The organism is Mycobacterium saskatchewanense, assembly GCF_010729105.1.
GTDB classification, from domain to species: domain Bacteria; phylum Actinomycetota; class Actinomycetes; order Mycobacteriales; family Mycobacteriaceae; genus Mycobacterium; species Mycobacterium saskatchewanense.
On sequence record NZ_AP022573.1, the window covers coordinates 2,942,924 to 2,963,511 of the forward strand.

Below are 20,588 nucleotides of genomic sequence, written 5' to 3' on the forward strand. Positions count from 1 at the left end.
GATAGCTTTGGACATGTGTCCAGCGATGCTTTGGTAGCGGTCGCGTCCGCGGCCGACCACCAAACCGGTCACGCGCCGCGCAACCGACGCCAGGAGGAGACGTTCCGGAAGGTGTTGGCCGCCGGCATCGAAACGCTGCGCGAGAAGTCGTACGCCGAGCTGACCGTGCGCGCGGTCGCGGCCCGCGCCAAGGTGGCACCCGCGACCGCGTACACCTACTTCTCGTCGAAAAACCATCTGATCGCCGAGGTCTACCTCGACCTGGTGCGACAGGTTCCCTTCTTCACCGATGTCAACGACCCGATGCCCACCCGGGTGGAACAGGTGTTGCGCCATCTGACGCTGGTGGTCGCCGACGAGCCCGAGGTCGGCGCGGCGTGCACGGCCGCGTTGCTCGGCGGCGGCGCCGACCCGGCGGTCCGGGCCGCGCGCGACCGGATCGGCGCCGAGATCCACCGGCGCATCGCCTCGGCCATCGGGCCGGGCGCCAATCCGGCCACCGTTTCCGCCCTGGAGATGGCCTTCTTCGGCGCGCTGGTTCAGGCCGGCAGCGGCCAATTCACCTACCGAGAGATAGCGGACCAGCTGACCTTCGTGGTGCGGTTGATCCTGGCGGGCGCCGGCGAGACGGGCGAGCGAGGAGACGGGGCGCAACGATGACCGTGCATGTCGACGACCACGAAGTGGTCCTGGATCCCTACGACTACGACTTCCACGAAGACCCCTACCCCTACTACAAACGGTTGCGCGACGAGGCCCCGCTGTATCGCAACGAAAGCCTCAAATTCTGGGCGCTGTCGCGGCACCGCGACGTGCTGCAAGGGTTCCGGAACAGCACCACGCTGTCCAACAAGTACGGCGTCTCGTTGGACCCCGCGTCGCGGGGCCCGCATGCGAGCAAGACGATGTCGTTTCTGGCGATGGACGATCCCGCGCATCTGCGGCTGCGGACGTTGGTCTCAAGGGGGTTCACCCCGCGCCGGATTCGGGAACTCGAGCCCCGCGTCACCGAGATCGCGGTGCGGCACCTCAACACCATGCTGGCGAAGGCGAAGGACGGCGCCGACCACTGCGTCGACTATGTCGACGAGTTCGCCGGGAAGCTGCCCATGGACGTCATCTCCGAATTGATGGGTGTGCCCGAGCCGGATCGGGTGCAGGTGCGGGCCTGGGCCGATGGCGTCATGCACCGCGAGGAGGGTGTCACCGACGTGCCGCCCGAGGCGATCGAGGCCTCCCTCAACCTGATCGTCTACTACCAGGAGATGGTGGCCGAGCGCCGCAAGAAGCCCGCCGACGATCTGACCACCGCGCTGCTCGAGGCGGAGATCGACGGAGACCGGCTCACCGACGACGAAGTGCTCGGGTTCATGTTCCTGATGGTGATCGCCGGCAACGAGACGACGACCAAACTCCTTGCCAATGCGGCATTCTGGGGTCACAAGAACCCCAACCAACTGACGTCGGTTTATGCCGACCTGTCCCGGGTGCCGCTGTGGGTCGAGGAGACGCTGCGTTACGACACCTCCAGCCAAATCCTGGCGCGGACGGTGTCCGGCGAACTCACGTTGTACGACATCACGATCCCCGAGGGTGACGTCCTGCTGCTGTTGCCCGGTTCGGCGCACCGCGACGAGCGGGTGTTCGCGAGGCCCGACGAGTACCAGATCGGCCGTGAGATAGGCCCCAACCTGCTGAGTTTCGGCAGCGGCGCGCACTTCTGCCTGGGCGCACACCTCGCCCGGATGGAAGCGCGAGTGGCGCTGACCGAATTGTTCAGGCGAATCCGCGGATACGAGGTGGACGAGGCCAACGCCGTCCGCGTCCACTCCAGCAATGTCCGCGGATTCGCCCACCTACCCATGAGCGTGGAGGTCCGCTGAATGCCCCGCTTCGATCCCCTGCCCGAACGCCGCCCGGTGATCGTGGCTGGCGCTTCTTCCGGCATCGGAGAAGCCACCGCCATCGAACTCGCGGCGCACGGCTTTCCGGTCGCCCTGGGCGCCCGCCGGGTCGAGAAGCTCAACGACATCGTCGGCAAGATCAACGCGAACGGCGGCGAGGCGGTCGGGTTCCACCTCGATGTGACCGATCCCAACTCGGTGAAAGCGTTTGTGGCGCAGTCGGTCGAAGCGCTCGGCGAGGTCGAGGTGATGGTGGCCGGCGCCGGTGACACCTACTTTGGGAAGCTCGCCGAGATCACCACCGACGAGTTCGAGTCGCAGCTGCAGATCCACCTCGTCGGCGCCAATCGGCTGGCCGCCGCGGTGCTCCCGGGAATGCTCGACCGGCAACGCGGCGACCTGATCTTCGTCGGCTCCGACGTAGCCCTGCGCCAGCGCCCGCACATGGGGGCTTACGGCGCGGCGAAGGCGGCGCTGGTCGCGATGGTCACCAATTTCCAGATGGAGCTGGAGGGCACCGGCGTGCGCGCCTCGATCGTGCACCCCGGACCGACGAAGACGTCGATGGGCTGGAGCCTGCCGGCCGAGAAGATCGGTCCCGCGCTGGAAGACTGGGCCAAGTGGGGTCAGGCGCGCCACGACTACTTCCTGCGGGCGGCCGACCTGGCACGAGCGATCACGTTCGTCGCCGAGACACCGCGCGGCGGTTTCATCGCGAACATGGAACTACAGCCCGAAGCCCCGTTGGCCGACAAGAAAGATCGACAGAAGCTCGCACTCGGCGAAGAGGGGATGCAGTCATGACAACCACCGCCATCGTGCCGCGGGTTTCCGGCGGCGAGGAAGAGCACGGCCACCTCGAGGAATTCCGCACCAACCCAATCGGTTTGATGCAGCGGGTGCGCGACGAATGCGGCGACGTCGGCTGGTTCCAACTGGTCGACAAGCACGTGATCCTGTTGTCCGGCGCGCGTGCCAACGAGTTCTTCTTCCGGTCTGCCGACGAGGATCTGGATCAGGCCGAGGCGTATCCGTTCATGACGCCCATCTTCGGCAAGGGCGTGGTGTTCGACGCCAGCCCGGAGCGGCGCAAGGAGATGCTGCACAACTCGGCGCTGCGCGGCGAGCAGATGAAGGGCCATGCGGCCACCATCGAGGGCGAGGTCAAGAAGATGATCGCCGACTGGGGCGACGAGGGCGAGATCGAACTACTCGACTTCTTCGCCGAGCTGACCATCTACACGTCGACGGCCTGCCTGATCGGGCTGAAATTCCGCGAGCAACTCGACCACCGATTCGCCGAGTACTACCACATGCTCGAGCGCGGCACCGACCCGCTGTGTTACGTCGACCCGTACCTGCCGATCGAGAGCTTCCGCCTCCGCGACGAGGCGCGGGTGAAGCTGGTGGCATTGGTTCAGGAGATCATGGATCAGCGAATCGCCAACCCGCCCAAGGACAAGAGCGACCGCGACATGCTCGACGTGCTGGTGTCGATCAAGGACGAGGAAGGCAAACCGCGGTTCTCGGCCGACGAGGTCACCGGCATGTTCATCTCGCTGATGTTCGCCGGGCATCACACGAGTTCGGGAACGTCGGCGTGGACGCTGATCGAACTGATCCGCCACCCCGAGGTGTACGCCGAGGTGCTGGCCGAGCTGGACGAGTTGTACGCCGACGGCCAAGAGGTGAGCTTCCACGCGCTGCGCTCGATTCCCAAGCTGGACAACGTGGTCAAGGAGACGCTCCGCCTGCACCCGCCGCTGATCATCCTGATGCGCGTGGCCCAGGACGAGTTCGAGATCGAGGGCTTGCCGATCCACAAGGGCGACTACGTCGCCGCCTCCCCGGCGATCAGCAACCGGATTCCCGAGGACTTCCCCGACCCGGACGCCTTCAGGCCCGATCGGTACAACAAGCCCGAACAGGCCGACATCGTCAACCGGTGGACCTGGATTCCGTTCGGCGCCGGCCGGCACCGCTGCGTCGGCGCCGCTTTCGCTCAGATGCAGATCAAGGCGATCTTCTCGGTGTTGTTGCGCGAGTACGAGTTCGAGATGGCCCAGCCCGCCGACAGCTACCACAACGACCACTCAAAGATGGTGGTGCAACTGGCCCGGCCCGCCAAAGCCCGCTACCGCAAGCGCACCGCCTAGGAGCCCGGCATGCCGATTCGCATCGAAGTCGACCTGGATTTGTGTCAGGGCCACGCCATGTGCGAACTCGAGGCGCCCGACTACTTCCGGGTGCCCAAGAGGGGCAAAGTCGAGATCGTCGACCCCGAACCGCCGGAAGATGCCCGCGACGAAGTTGAGCGTGCGGTCGAGATGTGCCCCACGCAAGCGCTGTCCATCAGAGAGGCACCGTCCATCGAAGAGAAGGAGGGCTGACATGGCGTCACGCGAGGAACTGGAGGCGTGGGTCGACCGCTGGCTGCGGGCCAACAAGGAGTGCGAAAAGGCCGGCGACTGGCGGCCGTTGGGGGACTTCTACGCCCGGGACGCCACATACGGCTGGAACATCGGCCCCAAGGAAGACGTGATGTGCGTCGGGGTCGACGAGATCCGCGACATCGCTCTCGGCTTGGAGATGGAGGGCCTGGAGAACTGGGTGTACGAGTACCAGAAGGTACTCATCGACGAGAAGCAAGGCGAGATCGTCGGCTTCTGGAAGCAGATCGTCAACAAATCCGACGGCACCCAGGACGAGATCTACGGCATCGGGGGGAGCTGGTTCCGCCTCAACGCCGACAACCTCATCGAATGGCAGCGGGACTTCTTCGACTTCGGTCACGTCGCGAAGATGTTCGCGACGCTGATCGAATCGGGTGACCTGAGCCCCGGCATGCAGAAGCGGATCGAGCGCAGCGTCGCCGGCGAGAAGCTGCCCGGCTACTACCCGCTGGGGCAGACCCCGGTGCCGATCTGGTGAGCCGGCATCCCATGGCCGCGACCGCGCTCTGGCAACCAACCAAGCATTTGATTTGTCGCACGCGCTATGCTGACGCGACAAGGGTGCCTGTGGCACTCGTCACCACACCTGCCGGGCGGGACGAGCCCCGGCAGTCTCAATTCAAAGGCGAAATGGGGTCAGGTCCAACGTGAAGACAAAAGGCGCACTGATCTGGGAGTTCAACCAGCCGTGGTCCATCGAGGAAATCGAGATCGGCGACCCGCAAGCGCATGAGGTCAAGATCCAGATGGAGGCGGCGGGCATGTGCCACTCCGACCACCACCTGGTGACCGGCGGCATCCCGATGGCGGGTTTCCCCGTGCTCGGCGGGCATGAGGGTGCCGGCATCGTCACCGAGGTCGGCCCCGGTGTGGAAGACATCGCCCCCGGTGACCACGTCGTCCTGTCCTTCATTCCGTCCTGTGGGCAATGCGCGACCTGCCAGGCCGGCATGCGCAACCTGTGCGACCTCGGGGCCGGGCTGCTCGGCGGCGCCGCGGTATCCGACGGCACGTTCCGGATCCAGGCCCGCGGCCAGAACGTCTTCCCCATGACGCTGCTGGGCACGTTCTCGCCGTACATGGTCGTGCACCGCGCCTCGGTGGTGAAGATCGACCCTGCGGTCCCGTTCGAGGTGGCCGCGCTCGTCGGCTGCGGCGTGACCACCGGATACGGTTCGGCGGTCCGCACCGCCGACATCCGGCCCGGCCAGGACGTCGCGATCGTCGGTGTCGGCGGCGTCGGTATGGCGGCGCTGCAGGGCGCGGTGAACGCCGGCGCGCGGTACATCTTCGCGATCGATCCGGTCGAGTGGAAGCGCGACCAGGCCCTGAAGTTCGGCGCCACCCATGTTTACCCCGACATCAATGCGGCGCTGATGGGCATCGCCGAGGTCACCTACGGCCTGATGGCCCACAAGGTGGTGGTCACGGTCGGCGAGCTGCACGGCGCCGACGTCGACAACTACCTCAACATCACCCAGAAGGGCGGCACCTGCGTGCTGACCGCCATCGGGAGCCTGCTCGACACCAACGTGAACCTGAACCTGGCCATGCTCACCCTCATGCAGAAGAACCTGCAGGGCACCATCTTCGGCGGCGGCAACCCGCAGTACGACATCCCGCAGCTGCTGTCGATGTACACGGCCGGCAAGCTGAACCTGGACGACATGGTCACCACCCAGTACCGCCTCGAGCAGATCAACGAGGGGTACCAGGACATGCTGAACGGCAAGAACATTCGCGGGGTCATCCGCTATACGGACGCCGATCGGTAGGCGCACCCGCGCGAAGGCCCGGCTCTCGAGTGGCCGGCTTCCCGCACCTGATGACGCCGGGACGGATCGGCGCCATGACGCTGCACAATCGGGTAGTCATGTCTCCGATGGAGACCATGTACGGCACCCCGGACGCGCTGCCGTCGCGGCGCACGCGTGACTACTTCGCAGCCCGCGCCAGGAGCGGCGTCCGCGTGATCACGCTGGGCGCCACCGGGGTCGACAACCGGCACCCCGAGACGTCCGCCGAGCCGCACCTGGCCACCGACGACGCCGTCGCCGCGGCCATGCCCGGCGCTGAGGTCCACGCCGCCGGCGACTGCACCGGACTTGGGCTCATCCGTGACGCCACCGAGGACGGCGCACGCGCCGCGTGCGCAATCTAGAGACAGGAGAAGATATGACCCAGATCGAGCAGTCCCAGGCCTCCCCGGCGCTGACCGCGTCGCAGAACTCGTGGCGCTGCGTGCAAGCGCACGACCGCGAGGGCTGGTTGGCATTGATGGCCGACGACGTCGTCGTCGAGGACCCGATCGGCAAGTCCGTCACCAACCCCGACGGCACCGGCGTCCGCGGCAAGGAGGCCGTCGGCGCGTTCTTCGACACCAACATCGCGGCCAACCAGCTCACCATCACCTGCGAGGAGACGTTCCCGTCCAGCTCCCCCGACGAGATCGCCCATATCCTGGTGTTGGACAGCAAGTTTGAAGGCGGGGTCACCAGCTCGGTGCGTGGGGTGTTCACCTACAAGGTCAACGAGGCCGGGCTCATCACGAACATGCGCGGCTACTGGAACCTCGACATGATGAAGTTCGGCCAGGAATAGCGTTCCGCCCGAGGCTTGCCGGCGAGATTGCGGTCCCGGTCGCCGCGGGACGGCAACCGCGACCGTCGGGGCAATTTCGGCGTACCTATGCTGGGCCCATGGCTTCGATCTTCACCAAGATCATCAACCGTGAACTTCCCGGCCGCTTCGTCTACGAGGACGACGACATCGTCGCCTTCCTGACGATCGAGCCGATGACCCAGGGCCACACGCTGGTGGTGCCCCGGGCCGAGGTCGATCAGTGGCAGGACGTCGACGGGGCGACGTTCGCCCGCGTCATGGGCGTGAGCCAGCTGATCGGCAAGGCAGTGTGCAAGGCGTTCCGTACCGAGCGGGCCGGCATGATCATCGCCGGGCTGGAGGTTCCGCACCTGCACGTGCACGTGTTTCCCACCCGAAGCCTGAGCGACTTCGGTTTCGCAACCGTCGACCGCAATCCGTCGCCGGAGTCCCTCGACGAGGCGCAGGCCAAGATCAAGGCGGCCCTGGCTCAGCTGGCGTGAGCCGGCTCGGGCGTGGACGCCTCGCTCACGCGCGGCAGCGTGACGCGGAAGCAGCAGCCCTCGCCGGGTGACGTCGTCAGGGTGACCCTGCCGCCGTGCGCGCGCACCAACGAGTCGACGATGGACAGACCGAGGCCGGTGCCGCCGCTGGCGCGCGCCCGTGACGAGTCGGTGCGGTAGAACCGCTCGAACACTCGGGAGGCGTCCTGCTCGCTCATGCCCGGGCCCTGGTCGGCCACCTCGAGCACCGCGTCGTCGCCCGCGGTGCCGACCCGGACGGTGACGTCGGCCGTCGGCGGCGTGTGTTGCAGGGCGTTCGCGATGAGGTTGCTCAGCACCTGACGGATTCGTGGCTCGTCCCCGACCACTTCCGGGGTGCCGGGGCCGTCGAGGACCTTCAGCGTGATGCGGCGCTTCGGGTCGACGGCCTGCGCGTCGTGCACGGCGTCGCTGGCCAGGGCCAGCAGGTCGACGCGATGGTGCTCGAGCGGTCGCTGCACGTCCAGGCGGGCCAGCAGCAGCAGATCGTCCACCAGCAGCCCCATCCGGCTGGCTTCGCTTTCGATCCGCGACAGCAGCATCGCCACGTCGCGGGCGGCGCCCTGTCGATAGAGTTCGGCGAAGCCGCGGATGGACGTCAGCGGGGTGCGCAGCTCGTGGCTGGCGTCGGTGATGAACCGCCGCATCCGTTCCTCGGAGCCGCGGGCCTTTTCGGCCGACGACTCCGAGGAGGCAAGCGCCTGCTGGATCTGGGTCAGCATCCCATTGATAGCCAGGGACAGCCGGCCGACCTCGGTGCGGGGGTCACGCTCGGGAACGCGGCGATCCCGCTGGCCCGCCGCGATCGCGGCGGCGGTCTGTTCCACCTCGGCAAGCGGCCGCAGGCTGCGGTGCACCACTGCAAAGCTGGCGATCCCGACCACGGCCAGCACCGCCACCCCGATGCCGATCTGCAGCCAGACCAGGGAGCCGACGGTGTGCTGCACGTCAGACAGGTCGATCGCGACGGTCGTCAGACCGTTCGCCCCACGCACCGAAACGGCCCGCCACTGGATGTCGGAGCCGTTGACCGACGGCAGTGTCGTCGGGTTGGAGCCCACGTCGTTGTCGGGCGGTAGGGCCGGCTCGGCGTTGCGGTCGTTGATGGCGGTGAAGGGGGTGCCGCCGGGGCCGATGCCCCGGACGTAGAACTTGGACGGCGGGCGGCCCGGGTCTGGCCCCTCGTACGGGGGCGGAGATTGCCGCCGGGGGGCCTGGGCCCAGCCGCGGGACGCGTCGAGCAGCGTCTGGTCGATCCGGCTGATGAGGCTGTGCCGCAGGATGGACGTGACCGCGAGGCCCGAGACGGCGAGGCCGCACGCCACCAACACCAGGGTGGCCGCGACCAGCCCGACCCGTAGTGGCACTCCGCGCCGATACCTTCTTGCCATTTCCGTATTCTTCGTCACCAGTCGTCACCTCGCCGCATGACCCGAGCGTGCGCTCAGCGCGGCTCCCGCAGCACATAACCCACACCGCGCAGGGTGTGCAGGAGCCGCTTCTCGCCGGTGTCGATCTTGCGGCGCAGGTAGGAAACATAGGACTCGACGACGTTGACGTCACCGCCGAAGTCGTAGCGCCACACGTGGTCGAGGATCTTCGGTTTGCTCAGCACCGTGCCCGCGTTGATCACGAAGTAGCGCAGCAGGGTGAACTCGGTCGGCGACAGCGAGACCGGCTCCCCGGCTTTCCACACCTCGTGGGTCTCCTCGTCCAGCTCAATGTCGGCAAAGCTCAGGCGGGCATTGCGCGGTTCGGCCCCGCCCTTGCCGGCGCGGCGCAGGATGACCCGCAGCCGGGCGACCACTTCCTCCAGGCTGAATGGTTTGGTGACGTAGTCGTCGCCGCCGAGCGTCAGGCCGGCGATCTTGTCCTGCAGCGAGTCGCGGGCGGTCAGGAAGAGCGCCGGCGCGTCGATACCGTCGGCGCGCAACCGCCGCAACACCCCGAAACCGTCCATTCCGGGCATCATCACGTCGAGGATCACGGCGTCGGGTCGGGCCTCGCGGGCACGGTCCAGAGCCTGTGCCCCGTTGGTCGCGGTATAGACCTCGAACCCCTGGAACTTCAGGCTCACGGAGAGCAGTTCGACAATGTTGGCCTCGTCGTCGACCACCAAAACGCGGGCCTCCGGTTTCGATTCGCTTGATGCAGCCGCTGTCATGAGGGTTACTTCTGTCCTTGCTTGTGAGTTGCCTTGTCAAACATTGTGTAATTCCTGTGAGCGTGGTACCAGTCGTCTGCTAACAGTCTGCCAGGAATCATTGCATTGGCTTTAGCACAGACGCGTTTGTGGAGCTCGCGTCGTGGATAAACTCGGCAGGGTGAATCTCGCCAAGAGCATCGTGTCCGCGGCGACCGCCCCCGCACGAGTGGGCTTGGCGGCGGCGGACGCGAGTCTGGCGGTGGCGACCGCGGCGGTCGGCGTGGCGAAGCGGGCGCTGGGGGACGGCGGGGCCGGCGGGGCCAGCGCGATGACCTCCATGCTGGGGATCGACGACGCGATCGTTCGCGCCAACCGCCTGGCCAGGCTGCTCGATGACGACGCGCCGCTGGGACGGGCCGTGGCGCCCGACGGGCCGGTCGACCGGCTGCTGCGCCCGGGCGGCGTGGTCGACCTCCTTACGTCGGAGGACGGCTTGCTCGACCGGCTGACCGCCGAAGGCGGCGGGCTGCACCGCGCGCTGCAGCCCGGCGGACTGGCCGATCAGCTCCTCGCCGAAGAGGGATTGATCGAGCGGCTGCTGGGCGAGAACGGGCTGGCGGACCGGCTGCTCAGCGACGGCGGCCTGGTCGACAGACTGACGGCCAAGAACGGCCCACTGGACCAGCTCACCGACGTTGCGGACACGCTGGCCCGGCTGACGCCCGGGATGGAGGCGCTGGAGCCGGCCATCGGGACGCTGCAGGACGCCGTCATCGGCCTGACGATGGTGGTCAACCCGCTCAGCAACATCGCCGACCGAATTCCGCTCCCGGGCCGCCGCCCCGGACGGCGACCGGCGTCACGGACGGTGCGCTCGCAGCGCGTCATCGACAGCGACGAGTGAGCCATTAGGCTTGGACGCGATTTACCCGCCTCCTTAGCTCAGTGGTAGAGCACTCGCCTTGTAAGCGAGCGGTCGTCAGTTCAATCCTGACAGGGGGCTCAACGAAAGAGCAGCTAAAGCTGAAATCTAGCGATCCGATCGCAATTTGGATGACACTTTTCCCGCCATTTGCCGTCAACTCCATTTTTTGCCGTCACGCCGAGATGCGGAAGTCGGGGACTTCGACCCCATATAGGGACGAAGAAACCGGCCCGAGAACCGCTTTCGATGCCAGAATCGGCCAGAAGGGCGAAACCGCAGGTCAGACGCCCTATTGTGCGGACTTCTTACCCCTCGTCCACGACGAGATGCTCTCGGCCGCAAGGGCGAGTTTCTCCGGTTGGTTGTGCACGTACGTGCGCATCGTGAACGCTGTGTCAGCGTGCCCAAGCCAGGCCGAGATGATCGCAACCGGCACATTGTGCTCCAGGTGCATGAGCGTGCCGCAGGTGTCCGGGCGCCGTGCAACCGGATGCGCTTTACGCCCCCGCCTTCGCACACGCTGCCGCCCAGTAATCGGACACCGTGTCGGGGTGGTAGCGCGGTGGGTCGACGACGACGTGGCCGCTGCGGCCATAAGTGGCCCGGCGGCGAGTTGCTCGACAGCCTGCATGCGCGTGGCAGCCCTGAGCACCGCCAGCAGCCCCGGGGTGAGCGGCAGCACACGGGCCCCACTCCCACAACTAAGTGAAACGCGAAAATCGCGTTGTGCGACTGTTATTCGATTGCATCCAATGCGATCGGTGGCTCCCCAGTCAACTAGTGCCCGATTACGCGGGGGTACTGCACTCATTTCCGGTGTTGGTGATACTCGCCGCCATTTCATCAGTCCTGGGCGCGGTCATGATCCGTCGCCGGGTGACCCACGACATATCGGCAGGTATGCGGCTGTCACACCACGGAGCCTGCTAGTCCATTTTACTCATCCTATGTGAGCGTTTCATCGTCAAACCGATTGACCACTGCACTCGACTGCCAGATGCTAGTCACGAGATAGGTTGCGGCGAAGGCAACTAGAGGCTCATATTGGCGAGCAACCGTGTCCATCGAAACCTCCCGTCCAGATAGCCACGGATTGTGCTCGTCGATGACTGGCACCGCGCGGAGCAAAAACGAGCGCCCTAATTTCCGACTAGTTCAGTCGACCCGGTTGATCGGCAGTCCACCCGGGAGTGGCGGGCAGGCCGCGAGATCGGATTCAGACCCTAACTCCTCCCTTCGGGGAGCTTTCTCGATTGCGATCGAGCCATTCCGCCTTCCGGCGGGCTGCGGGCTGCGGGCTGCGGGCTGCGGGCAAAATTGGTCCTGAATCCATTGCATTCGGTCAAGTCCAGGGGCGTGGTGTACGCGTCGTCGTGTGATTCTTCGTCGTGATGGTTCAGGCGGTCAGCGCTGCGGGGGTGTTCTCCTGTTCTGTTGGGGTTTTGTTGATGCTGCGTGATTTGCTCAGGACATCGAGGCCGAGGTAGCGCCGGGACTCGGCCCATTCGTCGTGTTGTTCGGCCAGCACGGCGCCGACGAGGCGGATCAGGGCGTCGCGGTCGGGGAAGATACCCACGACGTCGGTGCGACGGCGGATCTCTTTGTCGCGGCGCTTCTGGAGGTTGAACCAGATCTAGCGCCAGATCTGCTTGGGAAACGCGGTGAATGCCAGTAGATCCGACCGGCCCGCTTCCAGGTGGTCGGCGGTTTTCGGGAGCTTGTCGGTGAGCGCGTCGATGATCCGTTCATATTGGGCGGCAACGGATTCAGCATCGGGCTGGTCGACCACCGAGTGCAGCAGGGTCTTGACCCATGGCCACGACGCCTTCGGAGTGACGGCCATCAAGTTGGTCGTGTAATGCGTTCTACACCGCTGCCAGGCCGCACCAGGCAGGGTGGCCCCGAGCGCGGCGACCATCCCGGCGTGCGCGTCGGAGGTGACCAGTTTGACCCCGGACAGGCCGCGGGCGCTCAGCGACCGCCAGAATGTCAGCCAGCCGGCTCCGTCCTCGGCCGTGGTGACGTCGACGCCGAGGATCTCGCGGTAGCCCAAAGTCTCCACGAGTTTGTCCATCCGCCGCGTCGAGACGCCGAGTAGGTAGCAGATGGCCACCACCGTGGCCAGTGCCCGCTCCGCCCGTTTGCGGCGTTCCAGCAGCTAGTCCGGGAAATACGAGCCGTGCCGCCGCCCGGGGGCGCTGCCCGTGTTTGCTGTCGAAACCGATCGGCGAATTGGACCTGCCGGGCTGTCGATGCCGCGCGGACCGAACTGCGCCGAGTCCGCGCGCTAAGTGGCATCGCACACACTTCGGCCGACGGTGAACCGTAACGCCTCCCCGTTGCGTTGTCGGTTCTATGGGCAAGCAGGGAACAGCCGGTCTTCAAGGTGAGGGTTTCGAAGGTTTCAGGACACAGGTGTCGGAGCGATTCGTTCCATTTAGGATGTCGACGCCCGACGTTCAATCATTCGATGGGCGGATGCGTGCCCGCACTGTCGGCGCTATTCAGCTAACGGAAGTGGTGGCATCTCACAGCATGGTTGCAAACCGCACGCCGCGCTTGATCCAGCGCCATGCGCCGGAACTGCTCAAAGTCAACATCGTTCGCCGAGGAGCTTGCGTCTTCTCACAGGACGGCCGCCAGGCAACATTGGCCATGGGGGACTACGTCCTCAACGACGCGGCCAGGCCCTATGAGTTCTATAGTGCCGAGGGATTCCAACTCTACGGAGTCATCATCCCGCGCGAGAAGCTGCGATTACCTCACCAACGGCTAATGCACTTGACCGCTCAGCGATTCGGCGGTCGCGACGGCCTGGGTTCGTTGGTCTCAGCGTTCCTGCTGCAACTTGGGAGCAGCCAATTGTCCGTCAGCCGTAGCGCAGGCAGCGTTCACCTCGGTGACACGGTGATCGATATGTTAACTGCGTCCTTTGCTGAGAGGCTTTCTGCGCTGCCTGAACTTGGTCCCTCAACCCGCAAGGCCTTGCTACTGCGCCAAAGCCAAATGTTCATCGAGGCAAGACTGCATGATCCCACCCTCGACGTGGCCACCGTGGCTCGGAGAAGTCATGTTTCGGTCCGTTATCTTCAGAAGATCTTCGAGGAGCAGGGACATACTGTCAGCGGCTGGATCCGTTCACGACGACTCGAGGGCTGTCGAAAAGATCTGGCAAGCGTGGAGTTCTCCGACAAATCGGTCGGGTCGCTTGCCGCCGGGTGGGCATTTACCAACACGGCGTATTTCTCGCGCGTGTTCAAGGCGGTTTACGGCGTCGCGCCCAGTGCTTACCGCGCGCGATTGCTGGCCGACGCCGGCGACCAGCGGATCGATGGTTGCCAAACAGGGAGCAACCAGCGATTCACTTGACGGCCAGCGCCGTGGCCGCGCGACGGTGGCGCTGTAGACATGGCAGGCCTTACGACGGACGCTCCGTCAACCGGCTACAGCTCGGTCTAGACTAGTAGGGAACGTAGCGCTTGGACCGACCGGCCCTACAGCGAGGTGGGCCGCACTACGTGCGCTTCGACAACGGCCCCGAGTTCGTGGCCCACGCCGTAAGCGATTGGTGCAGAATTCAACGGCGCCGGTTCACTTTTCATCGATCCCGACTCGCCGTGGCAGAACGCCTGGATCGAGTCGTTCAATGGCCGCCTGCGCGACGAACTGCTCAACTCGTGGCGCTTCGACTCGCTGCGGGAAGCCCGCGTCATCATCGAAGACTGGCGCTGCGACTACAACGCCAACCGACCCACACCGCCCAAGACGAACTCAGCCCAACCGAGTTCGCCCCTACAGTGGACTACGAGCCACCAACCCCAAGCCGCATAGCGACTGGACCGCCAAACGGGTCCCCCTCATCTACGCGCCGTCGCCGTGTGTCCGCAGTGGCTGTGCCAAGTGCAGCCGCATGTGCGACATTCGGGCCGATCAAGGAATCGGGCCGCGAGGCCACCGCCGCCCCGGCCAGCGGCACCACACCAGGCCCGCGCCTTTTCAAGCGCTCTCTGCCAACGTCACGTCTGCTGCACCCAGTGACCCGTCTTCATCGCCCTGGTCTAGGCGAACCCTCAGTCGCCCAGGCCGTTGCGAGGCAAAGTTAAAAATCCCGCCAGCAGCTGTGCGATTAACAATGAGCATCTTTAGAGCGTGTCCTGAATGACCGTCATCCGGCTAACAGCGCAATTGGACACCACCTGTGCGTCCGAGTGCAAGTGCGTTGCCGTCCTGACGTAAACACTGGGCGGTGACCTGAATGATCATCGACTGGAAGGAGGCAGCGGCGTGTTTAAGATAGATGCCGCCTTTGCCGAACGCGTACGAATTAACCAGGCGCAGTTGCGAATTGCACAGGAGCAATCGGCAAGTGCGTCAACACCGCGCTATGACTTCATCGTGTGCGGCGCCGGATCGTCGGGCTCGGTTGTTGCGCGTCGGCTGGCTGAGAACCCGGACGTAGCGGTCCTATTGGTTGAAGCCGGCGGCGACGATGACGATCCCTACGTAGTCGAACCGGGACGAGCGATCGAGAATGTGGGATCGGTACGCGATTGGGGCTTCGCTGGGATACCAGAAGCGGACGTCAACTTCCGTTCGATTCCCTATTCGATGGGCAAAGTCCTGGGTGGTGGTTCAAGCATCAACCTGATGGTATGGGCCCGCGGACACCGAGATGATTGGGATTTTTTCGCCACGGAAGCCGGCGACGCAGCATGGAACTACAATTCGGTCCTCGACATTTACCGGAAGATTGAAGATTGGCGGGGTATCGCCGAGACAACGTATCGGGGGACGGGTGGTTTAGTGATCGTCCAGCCGCCCAACGATCCCAACCCGCTTGCCCCGGCTACGCTAGATGCCGCCCAGAGCGTGGGCGTTCCGAAATTCCCCAGTGCCAACGGCAGCTTAATGGAAAAGGAAGCTGGCTGTTCGCTTACTGAGGTGCGTATCGTTAACGGACAGCGACAATCAGTCTTTCGCTCGTACACGTACCCCTATATGGATCGGCCCAACCTGACAGTGCTGACGGAGGCTGAGGTTCGTCGCCTTATTATCGATGGTCGCAAAGTCCTGGGCATCGAGATATGCCACCGCGGGCAAATTAAGCGAATCGATGCGGCCGTCGAGGTGGTGTTGTCCCTCGGTGCGATCAACACACCGAAAGTTCTGATGCAATCAGGCATTGGAGATGAAGGAGAACTGCATCGGGTCGGCATCCCCGTTCGACACAAATTACCAGGAGTGGGCCGTAATCTTCAGGACCATGTGGCGTTCGATTGCGTGTGGGAATATGCGCAACCACAAAGTCCCAAAAACAATCTCTCGGAATCCACAATGTTCGGCAATGTGGTGTCGGGCCTGACGGCTCCAGACGTGTTCGCATGCCAATTCGAAATACCGTTCGCGTCTTCTGAGAATATCGCCGAATTCGGAGTGCCGGAGGCTGGTTGGACACTGCACGGTGCGATCACTCAACCGCAGAGTCGGGGCAGAGTGCGGCTGACGGGACCAACGCCAGACCACGACCTAGCGATTCAGGCCAATACTCTCTCTGATCCGCACGATCTCAAAACAGCAATCGCTTGCGTCGAATGGTGTCGTGAGATCGGCAACGCTGGCCCGCTGCGCCCCTACGTTAAACGCGAAGTCATGCCTGGAAATTTGACAGGCGCGGAACTCGAGCGCTTCGTCCGCAATGCGGCTACCACTTTTTTCCATCAAAGCGGTACGGCGAAGATGGGCCGGGACGAGATGTCTGTGGTCAATGCTCAGCTTTTAGTTTACGGACTGGACAATTTGAGGATTGCAGACGGCTCCATTATGCCGCGGATTACCACAGCCAACACGATGGCACCTTGCGTGATAATCGGTGAACGTGCGGCGGCCGTACTCAAAGCCGCATATCAACTATGACCGCGCGCGAACTGCTTTCCGTTGCCAGCAGGTCGCTCAATCAGTCTGCAAGTGTCAACGCCGACAATCGCTTCGGCGGGGGTCTTCCAGCCGAGTGTCTTGCGGGGCCTGGTGTTGAGTGCGTGAGCGGCTGCCTCGATTTCTTCTGCGGACCAACGCGAGAGATCGGTGCCTTTCGGAAAGTACTGATGCAACAGGCCATTCGTGTTCTCGTTGGTGCCGCGTTGCCATGGCGACTGAGGGTCGGCGAAAAAAACCGGGATCCCGGTGTCGACCTTGAACTGGGCGTGGGCGGACATCTCTTTGCCGCGGTCCCAGGTCAGCGACCGGGCGAGTTGCTCGGGCAGGGTCGACATGGTGTTGGCCAGAGCGTTTTTCATCGTGATCGCGCCGTGGCCGGCCAGGGCCGGACCGTTCTTCAGGGTTTCCTTATGCCGGTAGCCCTCCTCGCGGGGGAGGTGGATCGGCATCGTGTACCTGGTCTTGCGCTCGACGACAGTGCCGATCGCCGAGCGCTGCAAACCGATCAGGAGATCGCCCCTTAAGTTGTTGCCCTCGTGGCTAATGCGCATGGAATCGTCCTCGGGGAAATCGACTTTGAGCCGGTTGGCGATTTGCTCTGGGCTCCACGCTAGTGACCACGGTCGGTCCTTGCGGTGGGGCTTGTTGCGCCCGGTGAACTTTGGCGGCTGCGGGCCGGGCGATGACGGTGCCATCGGGTCGGCTGATCTGCCCGGACAACCGCTCCTGCACATAGCCGTGCAGTCGCGGGTTGGCAACCAATTTCGCAGTCTTCGGCCGACGTGCGGCCATGTCGGCTTTCCACTGCGCGACCGATGCCCTGTACTGCAGTTCCCTGCTACGGGTGCAGCCTTGCGCCGCAGCTCCCGTGAGATTGTCCCGGGATCGCGACCGATCGCCCGGGCGATCTCCCGAACACCCTTGTCCTGAGCCTTGAGCAACGCGATCTCCTCACGCTCAGCGAAGGACAGGTAGCGGCCCGAGGGCGCGAACTTAAGGTCGAACGGTGACATGCCGCCAGCGTTTTCGAACCAGCGCGCCCCGACCGCCTGCGCCACGCCGACAACGCCCGCGGCTTCCTCGGCGAGAAGCCCTTTGGCGATCTGCTCCCAGAACGCCCCCTCGACATGACGCTGATACTTCTGGTGCCCTGGCGATCTGAGCTTCGGGCGGATTGCCCGGTCCGCTGCTTGCTGTCGACGAACCACCTGACACCTCCACGATCGCGAGGTGTTGCGACGACCAGTTGAATCCGCCCTGCGAGCCGTGATCGGCGTGCAATATGGTTGCTCCGTAGCGCTTTCGGTTCGCAACAGCCATGTTGACCGCGTTGTTGACTAGCGCGGTGTCAGGTGTGGTGGCGAACGTGCGGGCCACAATCATGCGCGAAAAGCAGCCCAGGATCGCGCAGCAGTACACTTTGCCGTCGCGGGCCGGATGCTCGGTGACGTCGGTGCACCACAGCTGGTTGGGCTGGGTCGCGCTGAAGTGCCGGTTGATCAGGTCCGCCGGGGCGGGCACTCAGATGAGTTTGGGGATGCGCCGTGGCGGATGGGGCAGCCCATGCAGGCCGTGCTCAGCCATGATGGAGCGGACCAGTTTGAGATTGACGTTCATGTCGTAGTCGGCCAGCAGCGCTGCCCGGATCCGGCGGCCTCCGTACGTGGTGCCGCAGCGCTGGCGGAGTTCGGTGATGGTGTCGGCCACGATCAACCGACCAATCTCACGGTCCTCTACAGGGAGTCGGCGGTAGTACTGCAGCAGCGAACGCGTGAATCCGGTTATACGGCAGGCGGATCAGGCTGAATGTCCTCGCGCGATCAGTCCGTCAACGATCGCGCGCCGGCGTTTTGGGGCACCACCGCCTGGTCATTGAATAGCCCGCATGCCTCGCGGGTCAGCGTCAGCTCGGCCTCGAGTCGGGCGATGCGTCTGTGGGCCGCGGCCAGCTCATCGGCCTCGACGCTCGGGATGCCCTCGATGATGCCGGCGTCGATCAGTGCCTGGCGCTTCCACCGGAACAGGGTGGCCTCAGCGATCCCTGTCTCGGTCGCGATAGCTGCGACCACCTCGCCCGATCGCGGCCGGTGAATGATTTGCCGGCGCACCGTAGCCGGATACTTGCGGGGCACGTGACCTCCTGCTGATCACTCTGCCCTCAACTCTCATAACGGTGGCCCGACAACACGGGTACAGATCTACTGGACCAGTTCACAGGGAACTCGCCATGCTCCCGCAGCCACACTGGTGCCTGCCCGGGGCTCACAGCATCGACACGTCGGTGGGCAAGTGCAGCAGCAGGCGGCCGGGAACTTCCCGAGATGCGGCATTGACCTGAAAGTGGGCCGTCGCGGTTAGCGCATCACGTAAGTGCCGCTGCATTGGCGATCGGTCGTAAATGGCGTCGCCGCCGGCAAGATCATAGAGACGATGCACTATTGCCGCGGACGTACGCACACCATGTGTCGCGGCTAGACGCAACCGGGCCCGGGCTTCCGACGACACTGGATCCTTGGACTGACTGGTTTGCCAGGCAGCTTCGATGGCCTGGTAGTACAGTGCCCGCGCGCCCTCCAGCTCCGCTTCGACTGCGCCGACTGCGGCCTGAATGGCAGGCCGCTCTGCGAGAGTTCGCGTCGAACCTGAACTCTTTTTCTTAGTTGCCAATTCCACGAAATCGCTGATTGCACCACGCGCGTTTCCCATCGCGGCGGCCGCGATGCATAGAGCGAAGAACCCGAATACGGGAAAGCGATAAAGTGGCCGATCAACCACAGGGCCATCAGCCAGCGAGAAGAGATGCCCGTGTGGGACGAAGACGGCATCGGCTACGGTGTCGTGGCTGCCCGTTCCGCGCAGACCTAGGGTATGCCAGGTGTCAAGGATGCTGAGCTTACGCGTCGGCAGGGCTGCTATTGACGTTGAGCCGTCCTCGAGCAGCACCCCGCCAAACAGTATGTCCGCATGGTTTATGCCGCTGCAAAACGGCCAGCGGCCAGTGACCTCAAACCCATCGCGAACCGGGCGCGCCGTGCCACGTGGCGCCCACACCCCTGCCGCCACGCTTCGCCCACCGCCAAACAAATCGTCACGAATCGCCGGCGGCAGGTATCCGACGAGCAGGCTGCTGGTGATTGCTATCGAGACGCACCAGCCCGCCGAGGCATTACCGCGTGCAACCTCTTCAGCGCAGCGCAGCGCTGCGCCTGGCGGCAGTTCGAGACCATCGACTTCGCGGGGTGCACCAGCCTGCAACAGTCCCGAGTCGCGCATTGGCGCTACCAAGTCGCCGGGGAGATGCCGCGCGGTATCGATGTCTTCGGCCATGGAACGGGCCAGGTCAGCAATGCTGGTTGCGACCTCAATCAAGCCGCCGGTTGCGGTCCAAGGCTCCACAGTAGTGTCGGAACTTGTCATGGTGATACCTCCAAAGGGCTCGGAAACCGGTTCAATTCTGTTACCACTAGACCATAACGGAATCGGTTCAACGTGTGAACCGGTAAACTGCTGAAACCATGGATGAAGCGAGTGATTTGTCTCACCGGTTTCAGGCGGAGTCCGTCGCCCGGACCCTGGAAATCATCGGCGACCGGTGGTCGCTACTTGTCTTGCGGGAAGCGTTTTTTGGCGTGCGCCGCTACGGCCAGTTGGCACGCAACTTGGCAATTCCACGGCCCACGCTATCCGCACGGCTCAAACGACTCGTCGATGACTGTTTGCTTGAACGTGTCCTCTATGCCGTGGACCCAGACCGCTATGAATACCGGCTCACTGAAGCCGGCCGCGACCTGTTTGCTGCAATATTGACCTTGATGCAGTGGGGTGATCGACACATTCCCTATCCCGAGGGGCCCCCGATTGTCTTCCGCCATCAGCAGTGCGGCGAGTTAGCAACACCTCACCTGGTCTGCGATCACTGCGCGGGCGAAATCACTGCGCGGAATGTCACCCCTGAGCGTGGGCCCGGATTTTGGCGTACAAAACCTGACTCTTCCGGGAAGCGAGCTAGGTGCACCGCTCAGACAGGTTGGTTGAAGGCGTGTGATGATACGCCGTAGCGGTGACCAGCGGTCGTTGAGGGAC

At 64.3% G+C, this 20,588-nt stretch carries 18 protein-coding genes, 1 tRNA gene and 5 pseudogenes; 16 read left to right on the forward strand and 8 right to left on the reverse strand.

Annotated elements, in window-relative coordinates; genetic code table 11:
* Positions 1 to 15: 15 nt before the first annotated feature.
* The 10 genes from G6N56_RS13730 (at position 16) to G6N56_RS13775 (ending at position 7,461) form a co-directional block, all read left to right on the forward strand.
* On the forward strand, positions 16 to 660 hold the full coding sequence (locus tag G6N56_RS13730; RefSeq protein WP_085255700.1) for a TetR/AcrR family transcriptional regulator: 645 nt from the start codon (positions 16 to 18) through the stop codon (positions 658 to 660).
* Complete coding sequence (locus G6N56_RS13735; RefSeq protein ID WP_085255699.1) at positions 657 to 1,883, forward strand: cytochrome P450; 1,227 nt, start codon at positions 657 to 659, stop codon at positions 1,881 to 1,883. Before G6N56_RS13730 ends, G6N56_RS13735 begins: the two co-directional genes overlap by 4 nt.
* On the forward strand, positions 1,884 to 2,708 hold the full coding sequence (locus G6N56_RS13740; RefSeq protein WP_085255698.1) for an SDR family oxidoreductase: 825 nt from the start codon (positions 1,884 to 1,886) through the stop codon (positions 2,706 to 2,708). It begins immediately after the preceding gene.
* Positions 2,705 to 4,060, forward strand: coding sequence for a cytochrome P450 (locus tag G6N56_RS13745; protein ID WP_085255697.1), 1,356 nt, complete (start codon positions 2,705 to 2,707; stop codon positions 4,058 to 4,060). The genes G6N56_RS13740 and G6N56_RS13745 overlap by 4 nt, the downstream gene beginning before the upstream one ends.
* A 9-nt stretch (positions 4,061 to 4,069) precedes the next feature.
* On the forward strand, positions 4,070 to 4,294 hold the full coding sequence (locus G6N56_RS13750; protein WP_085255696.1) for a ferredoxin: 225 nt from the start codon (positions 4,070 to 4,072) through the stop codon (positions 4,292 to 4,294).
* Between the two features lies 1 nt (position 4,295).
* The gene (locus G6N56_RS13755) at positions 4,296 to 4,835 is read left to right on the forward strand and encodes a hypothetical protein (protein WP_085255695.1); all 540 of its coding nucleotides are present in this window, start codon (positions 4,296 to 4,298) and stop codon (positions 4,833 to 4,835) included.
* A 169-nt stretch (positions 4,836 to 5,004) separates the two neighbouring features.
* Entirely contained in the window at positions 5,005 to 6,132 is a 1,128-nt protein-coding gene (locus G6N56_RS13760; protein ID WP_085255694.1) for an NDMA-dependent alcohol dehydrogenase, read from the forward strand.
* A 50-nt stretch (positions 6,133 to 6,182) separates the two neighbouring features.
* The gene (locus tag G6N56_RS13765; protein ID WP_264020485.1) at positions 6,183 to 6,518 is read left to right on the forward strand and encodes an oxidoreductase; all 336 of its coding nucleotides are present in this window, start codon (positions 6,183 to 6,185) and stop codon (positions 6,516 to 6,518) included.
* Positions 6,519 to 6,532: 14 nt separating this feature from the next.
* The gene (locus G6N56_RS13770; protein ID WP_085255693.1) at positions 6,533 to 6,958 is read left to right on the forward strand and encodes a ketosteroid isomerase family protein; all 426 of its coding nucleotides are present in this window, start codon (positions 6,533 to 6,535) and stop codon (positions 6,956 to 6,958) included.
* Between the two features lie 98 nt (positions 6,959 to 7,056).
* Positions 7,057 to 7,461, forward strand: a complete 405-nt coding sequence (locus tag G6N56_RS13775; RefSeq protein WP_085255692.1) for an HIT family protein — start codon at positions 7,057 to 7,059, stop codon at positions 7,459 to 7,461.
* Here G6N56_RS13775 and G6N56_RS13780 read toward each other — a convergent pair.
* Entirely contained in the window at positions 7,449 to 8,891 is a 1,443-nt protein-coding gene (locus G6N56_RS13780; RefSeq protein WP_085255691.1) for a sensor histidine kinase, read from the reverse strand. The two genes, G6N56_RS13775 and G6N56_RS13780, sit on opposite strands and share 13 nt — an antisense overlap.
* A 53-nt stretch (positions 8,892 to 8,944) precedes the next feature.
* On the reverse strand, positions 8,945 to 9,664 hold the full coding sequence (gene phoP / locus G6N56_RS13785) for a two-component system response regulator PhoP (protein ID WP_085255690.1): 720 nt from the start codon (positions 9,662 to 9,664) through the stop codon (positions 8,945 to 8,947).
* 160 nt (positions 9,665 to 9,824) lie between these two features.
* Between phoP and G6N56_RS13790 the strand changes: the two genes are divergently transcribed.
* Entirely contained in the window at positions 9,825 to 10,550 is a 726-nt protein-coding gene (locus tag G6N56_RS13790) for a hypothetical protein (protein ID WP_085255888.1), read from the forward strand.
* A gap of 27 nt (positions 10,551 to 10,577) precedes the next feature.
* Positions 10,578 to 10,649 (forward strand) — tRNA-Thr (locus G6N56_RS13795).
* Between the two features lie 1,318 nt (positions 10,650 to 11,967).
* Here the strand turns inward: G6N56_RS13795 and G6N56_RS13800 are convergent.
* A pseudogene (locus G6N56_RS13800) lies at positions 11,968 to 13,034 on the reverse strand (transposase).
* On the opposite strand from G6N56_RS13800, the gene G6N56_RS13805 reads away from it, so the two are divergent.
* From G6N56_RS13805 to G6N56_RS13815, 3 genes and pseudogenes are all read left to right on the forward strand, one after another.
* Positions 12,927 to 13,940 (forward strand): AraC-like ligand-binding domain-containing protein, encoded by a 1,014-nt coding sequence (locus G6N56_RS13805; RefSeq protein ID WP_085255689.1) that lies wholly within the window; start codon positions 12,927 to 12,929, stop codon positions 13,938 to 13,940. The pseudogene G6N56_RS13800 and the gene G6N56_RS13805 sit on opposite strands and share 108 nt — an antisense overlap.
* Positions 13,941 to 14,050: 110 nt before the next feature.
* Positions 14,051 to 14,402 (forward strand): annotated as a pseudogene (locus G6N56_RS13810) (integrase core domain-containing protein); the annotation flags it as partial.
* 513 nt (positions 14,403 to 14,915) lie between these two features.
* The gene (locus tag G6N56_RS13815; protein ID WP_456299252.1) at positions 14,916 to 16,484 is read left to right on the forward strand and encodes a GMC family oxidoreductase; all 1,569 of its coding nucleotides are present in this window, start codon (positions 14,916 to 14,918) and stop codon (positions 16,482 to 16,484) included.
* Here G6N56_RS13815 and G6N56_RS13820 read toward each other — a convergent pair.
* The 5 genes and pseudogenes from G6N56_RS13820 to G6N56_RS13840 all read right to left on the reverse strand — a co-directional run bounded on the left by G6N56_RS13820 (position 16,475) and on the right by G6N56_RS13840 (position 19,922).
* Positions 16,475 to 17,713, reverse strand: a pseudogene (locus G6N56_RS13820) (IS30 family transposase). The gene G6N56_RS13815 and the pseudogene G6N56_RS13820 overlap by 10 nt on opposite strands.
* A gap of 58 nt (positions 17,714 to 17,771) precedes the next feature.
* Positions 17,772 to 18,026: pseudogene (locus G6N56_RS29945) on the reverse strand (DDE-type integrase/transposase/recombinase); the annotation flags it as partial.
* Positions 18,027 to 18,212, reverse strand: a complete 186-nt coding sequence (locus G6N56_RS13830; RefSeq protein ID WP_232069343.1) for a helix-turn-helix domain-containing protein — start codon at positions 18,210 to 18,212, stop codon at positions 18,027 to 18,029.
* Positions 18,213 to 18,325: 113 nt separating this feature from the next.
* Positions 18,326 to 18,637: a transposase gene (locus G6N56_RS13835; RefSeq protein ID WP_085255685.1), complete on the reverse strand. Its 312-nt coding sequence runs from the start codon at positions 18,635 to 18,637 to the stop codon at positions 18,326 to 18,328.
* 130 nt (positions 18,638 to 18,767) lie between these two features.
* The gene (locus G6N56_RS13840; RefSeq protein WP_085255684.1) at positions 18,768 to 19,922 is read right to left on the reverse strand and encodes an acyl-CoA dehydrogenase family protein; all 1,155 of its coding nucleotides are present in this window, start codon (positions 19,920 to 19,922) and stop codon (positions 18,768 to 18,770) included.
* 98 nt (positions 19,923 to 20,020) lie between these two features.
* On the opposite strand from G6N56_RS13840, the pseudogene G6N56_RS13845 reads away from it, so the two are divergent.
* A pseudogene (locus G6N56_RS13845) lies at positions 20,021 to 20,476 on the forward strand (winged helix-turn-helix transcriptional regulator); the annotation flags it as partial.
* Positions 20,477 to 20,588 lie beyond the last annotated feature (112 nt).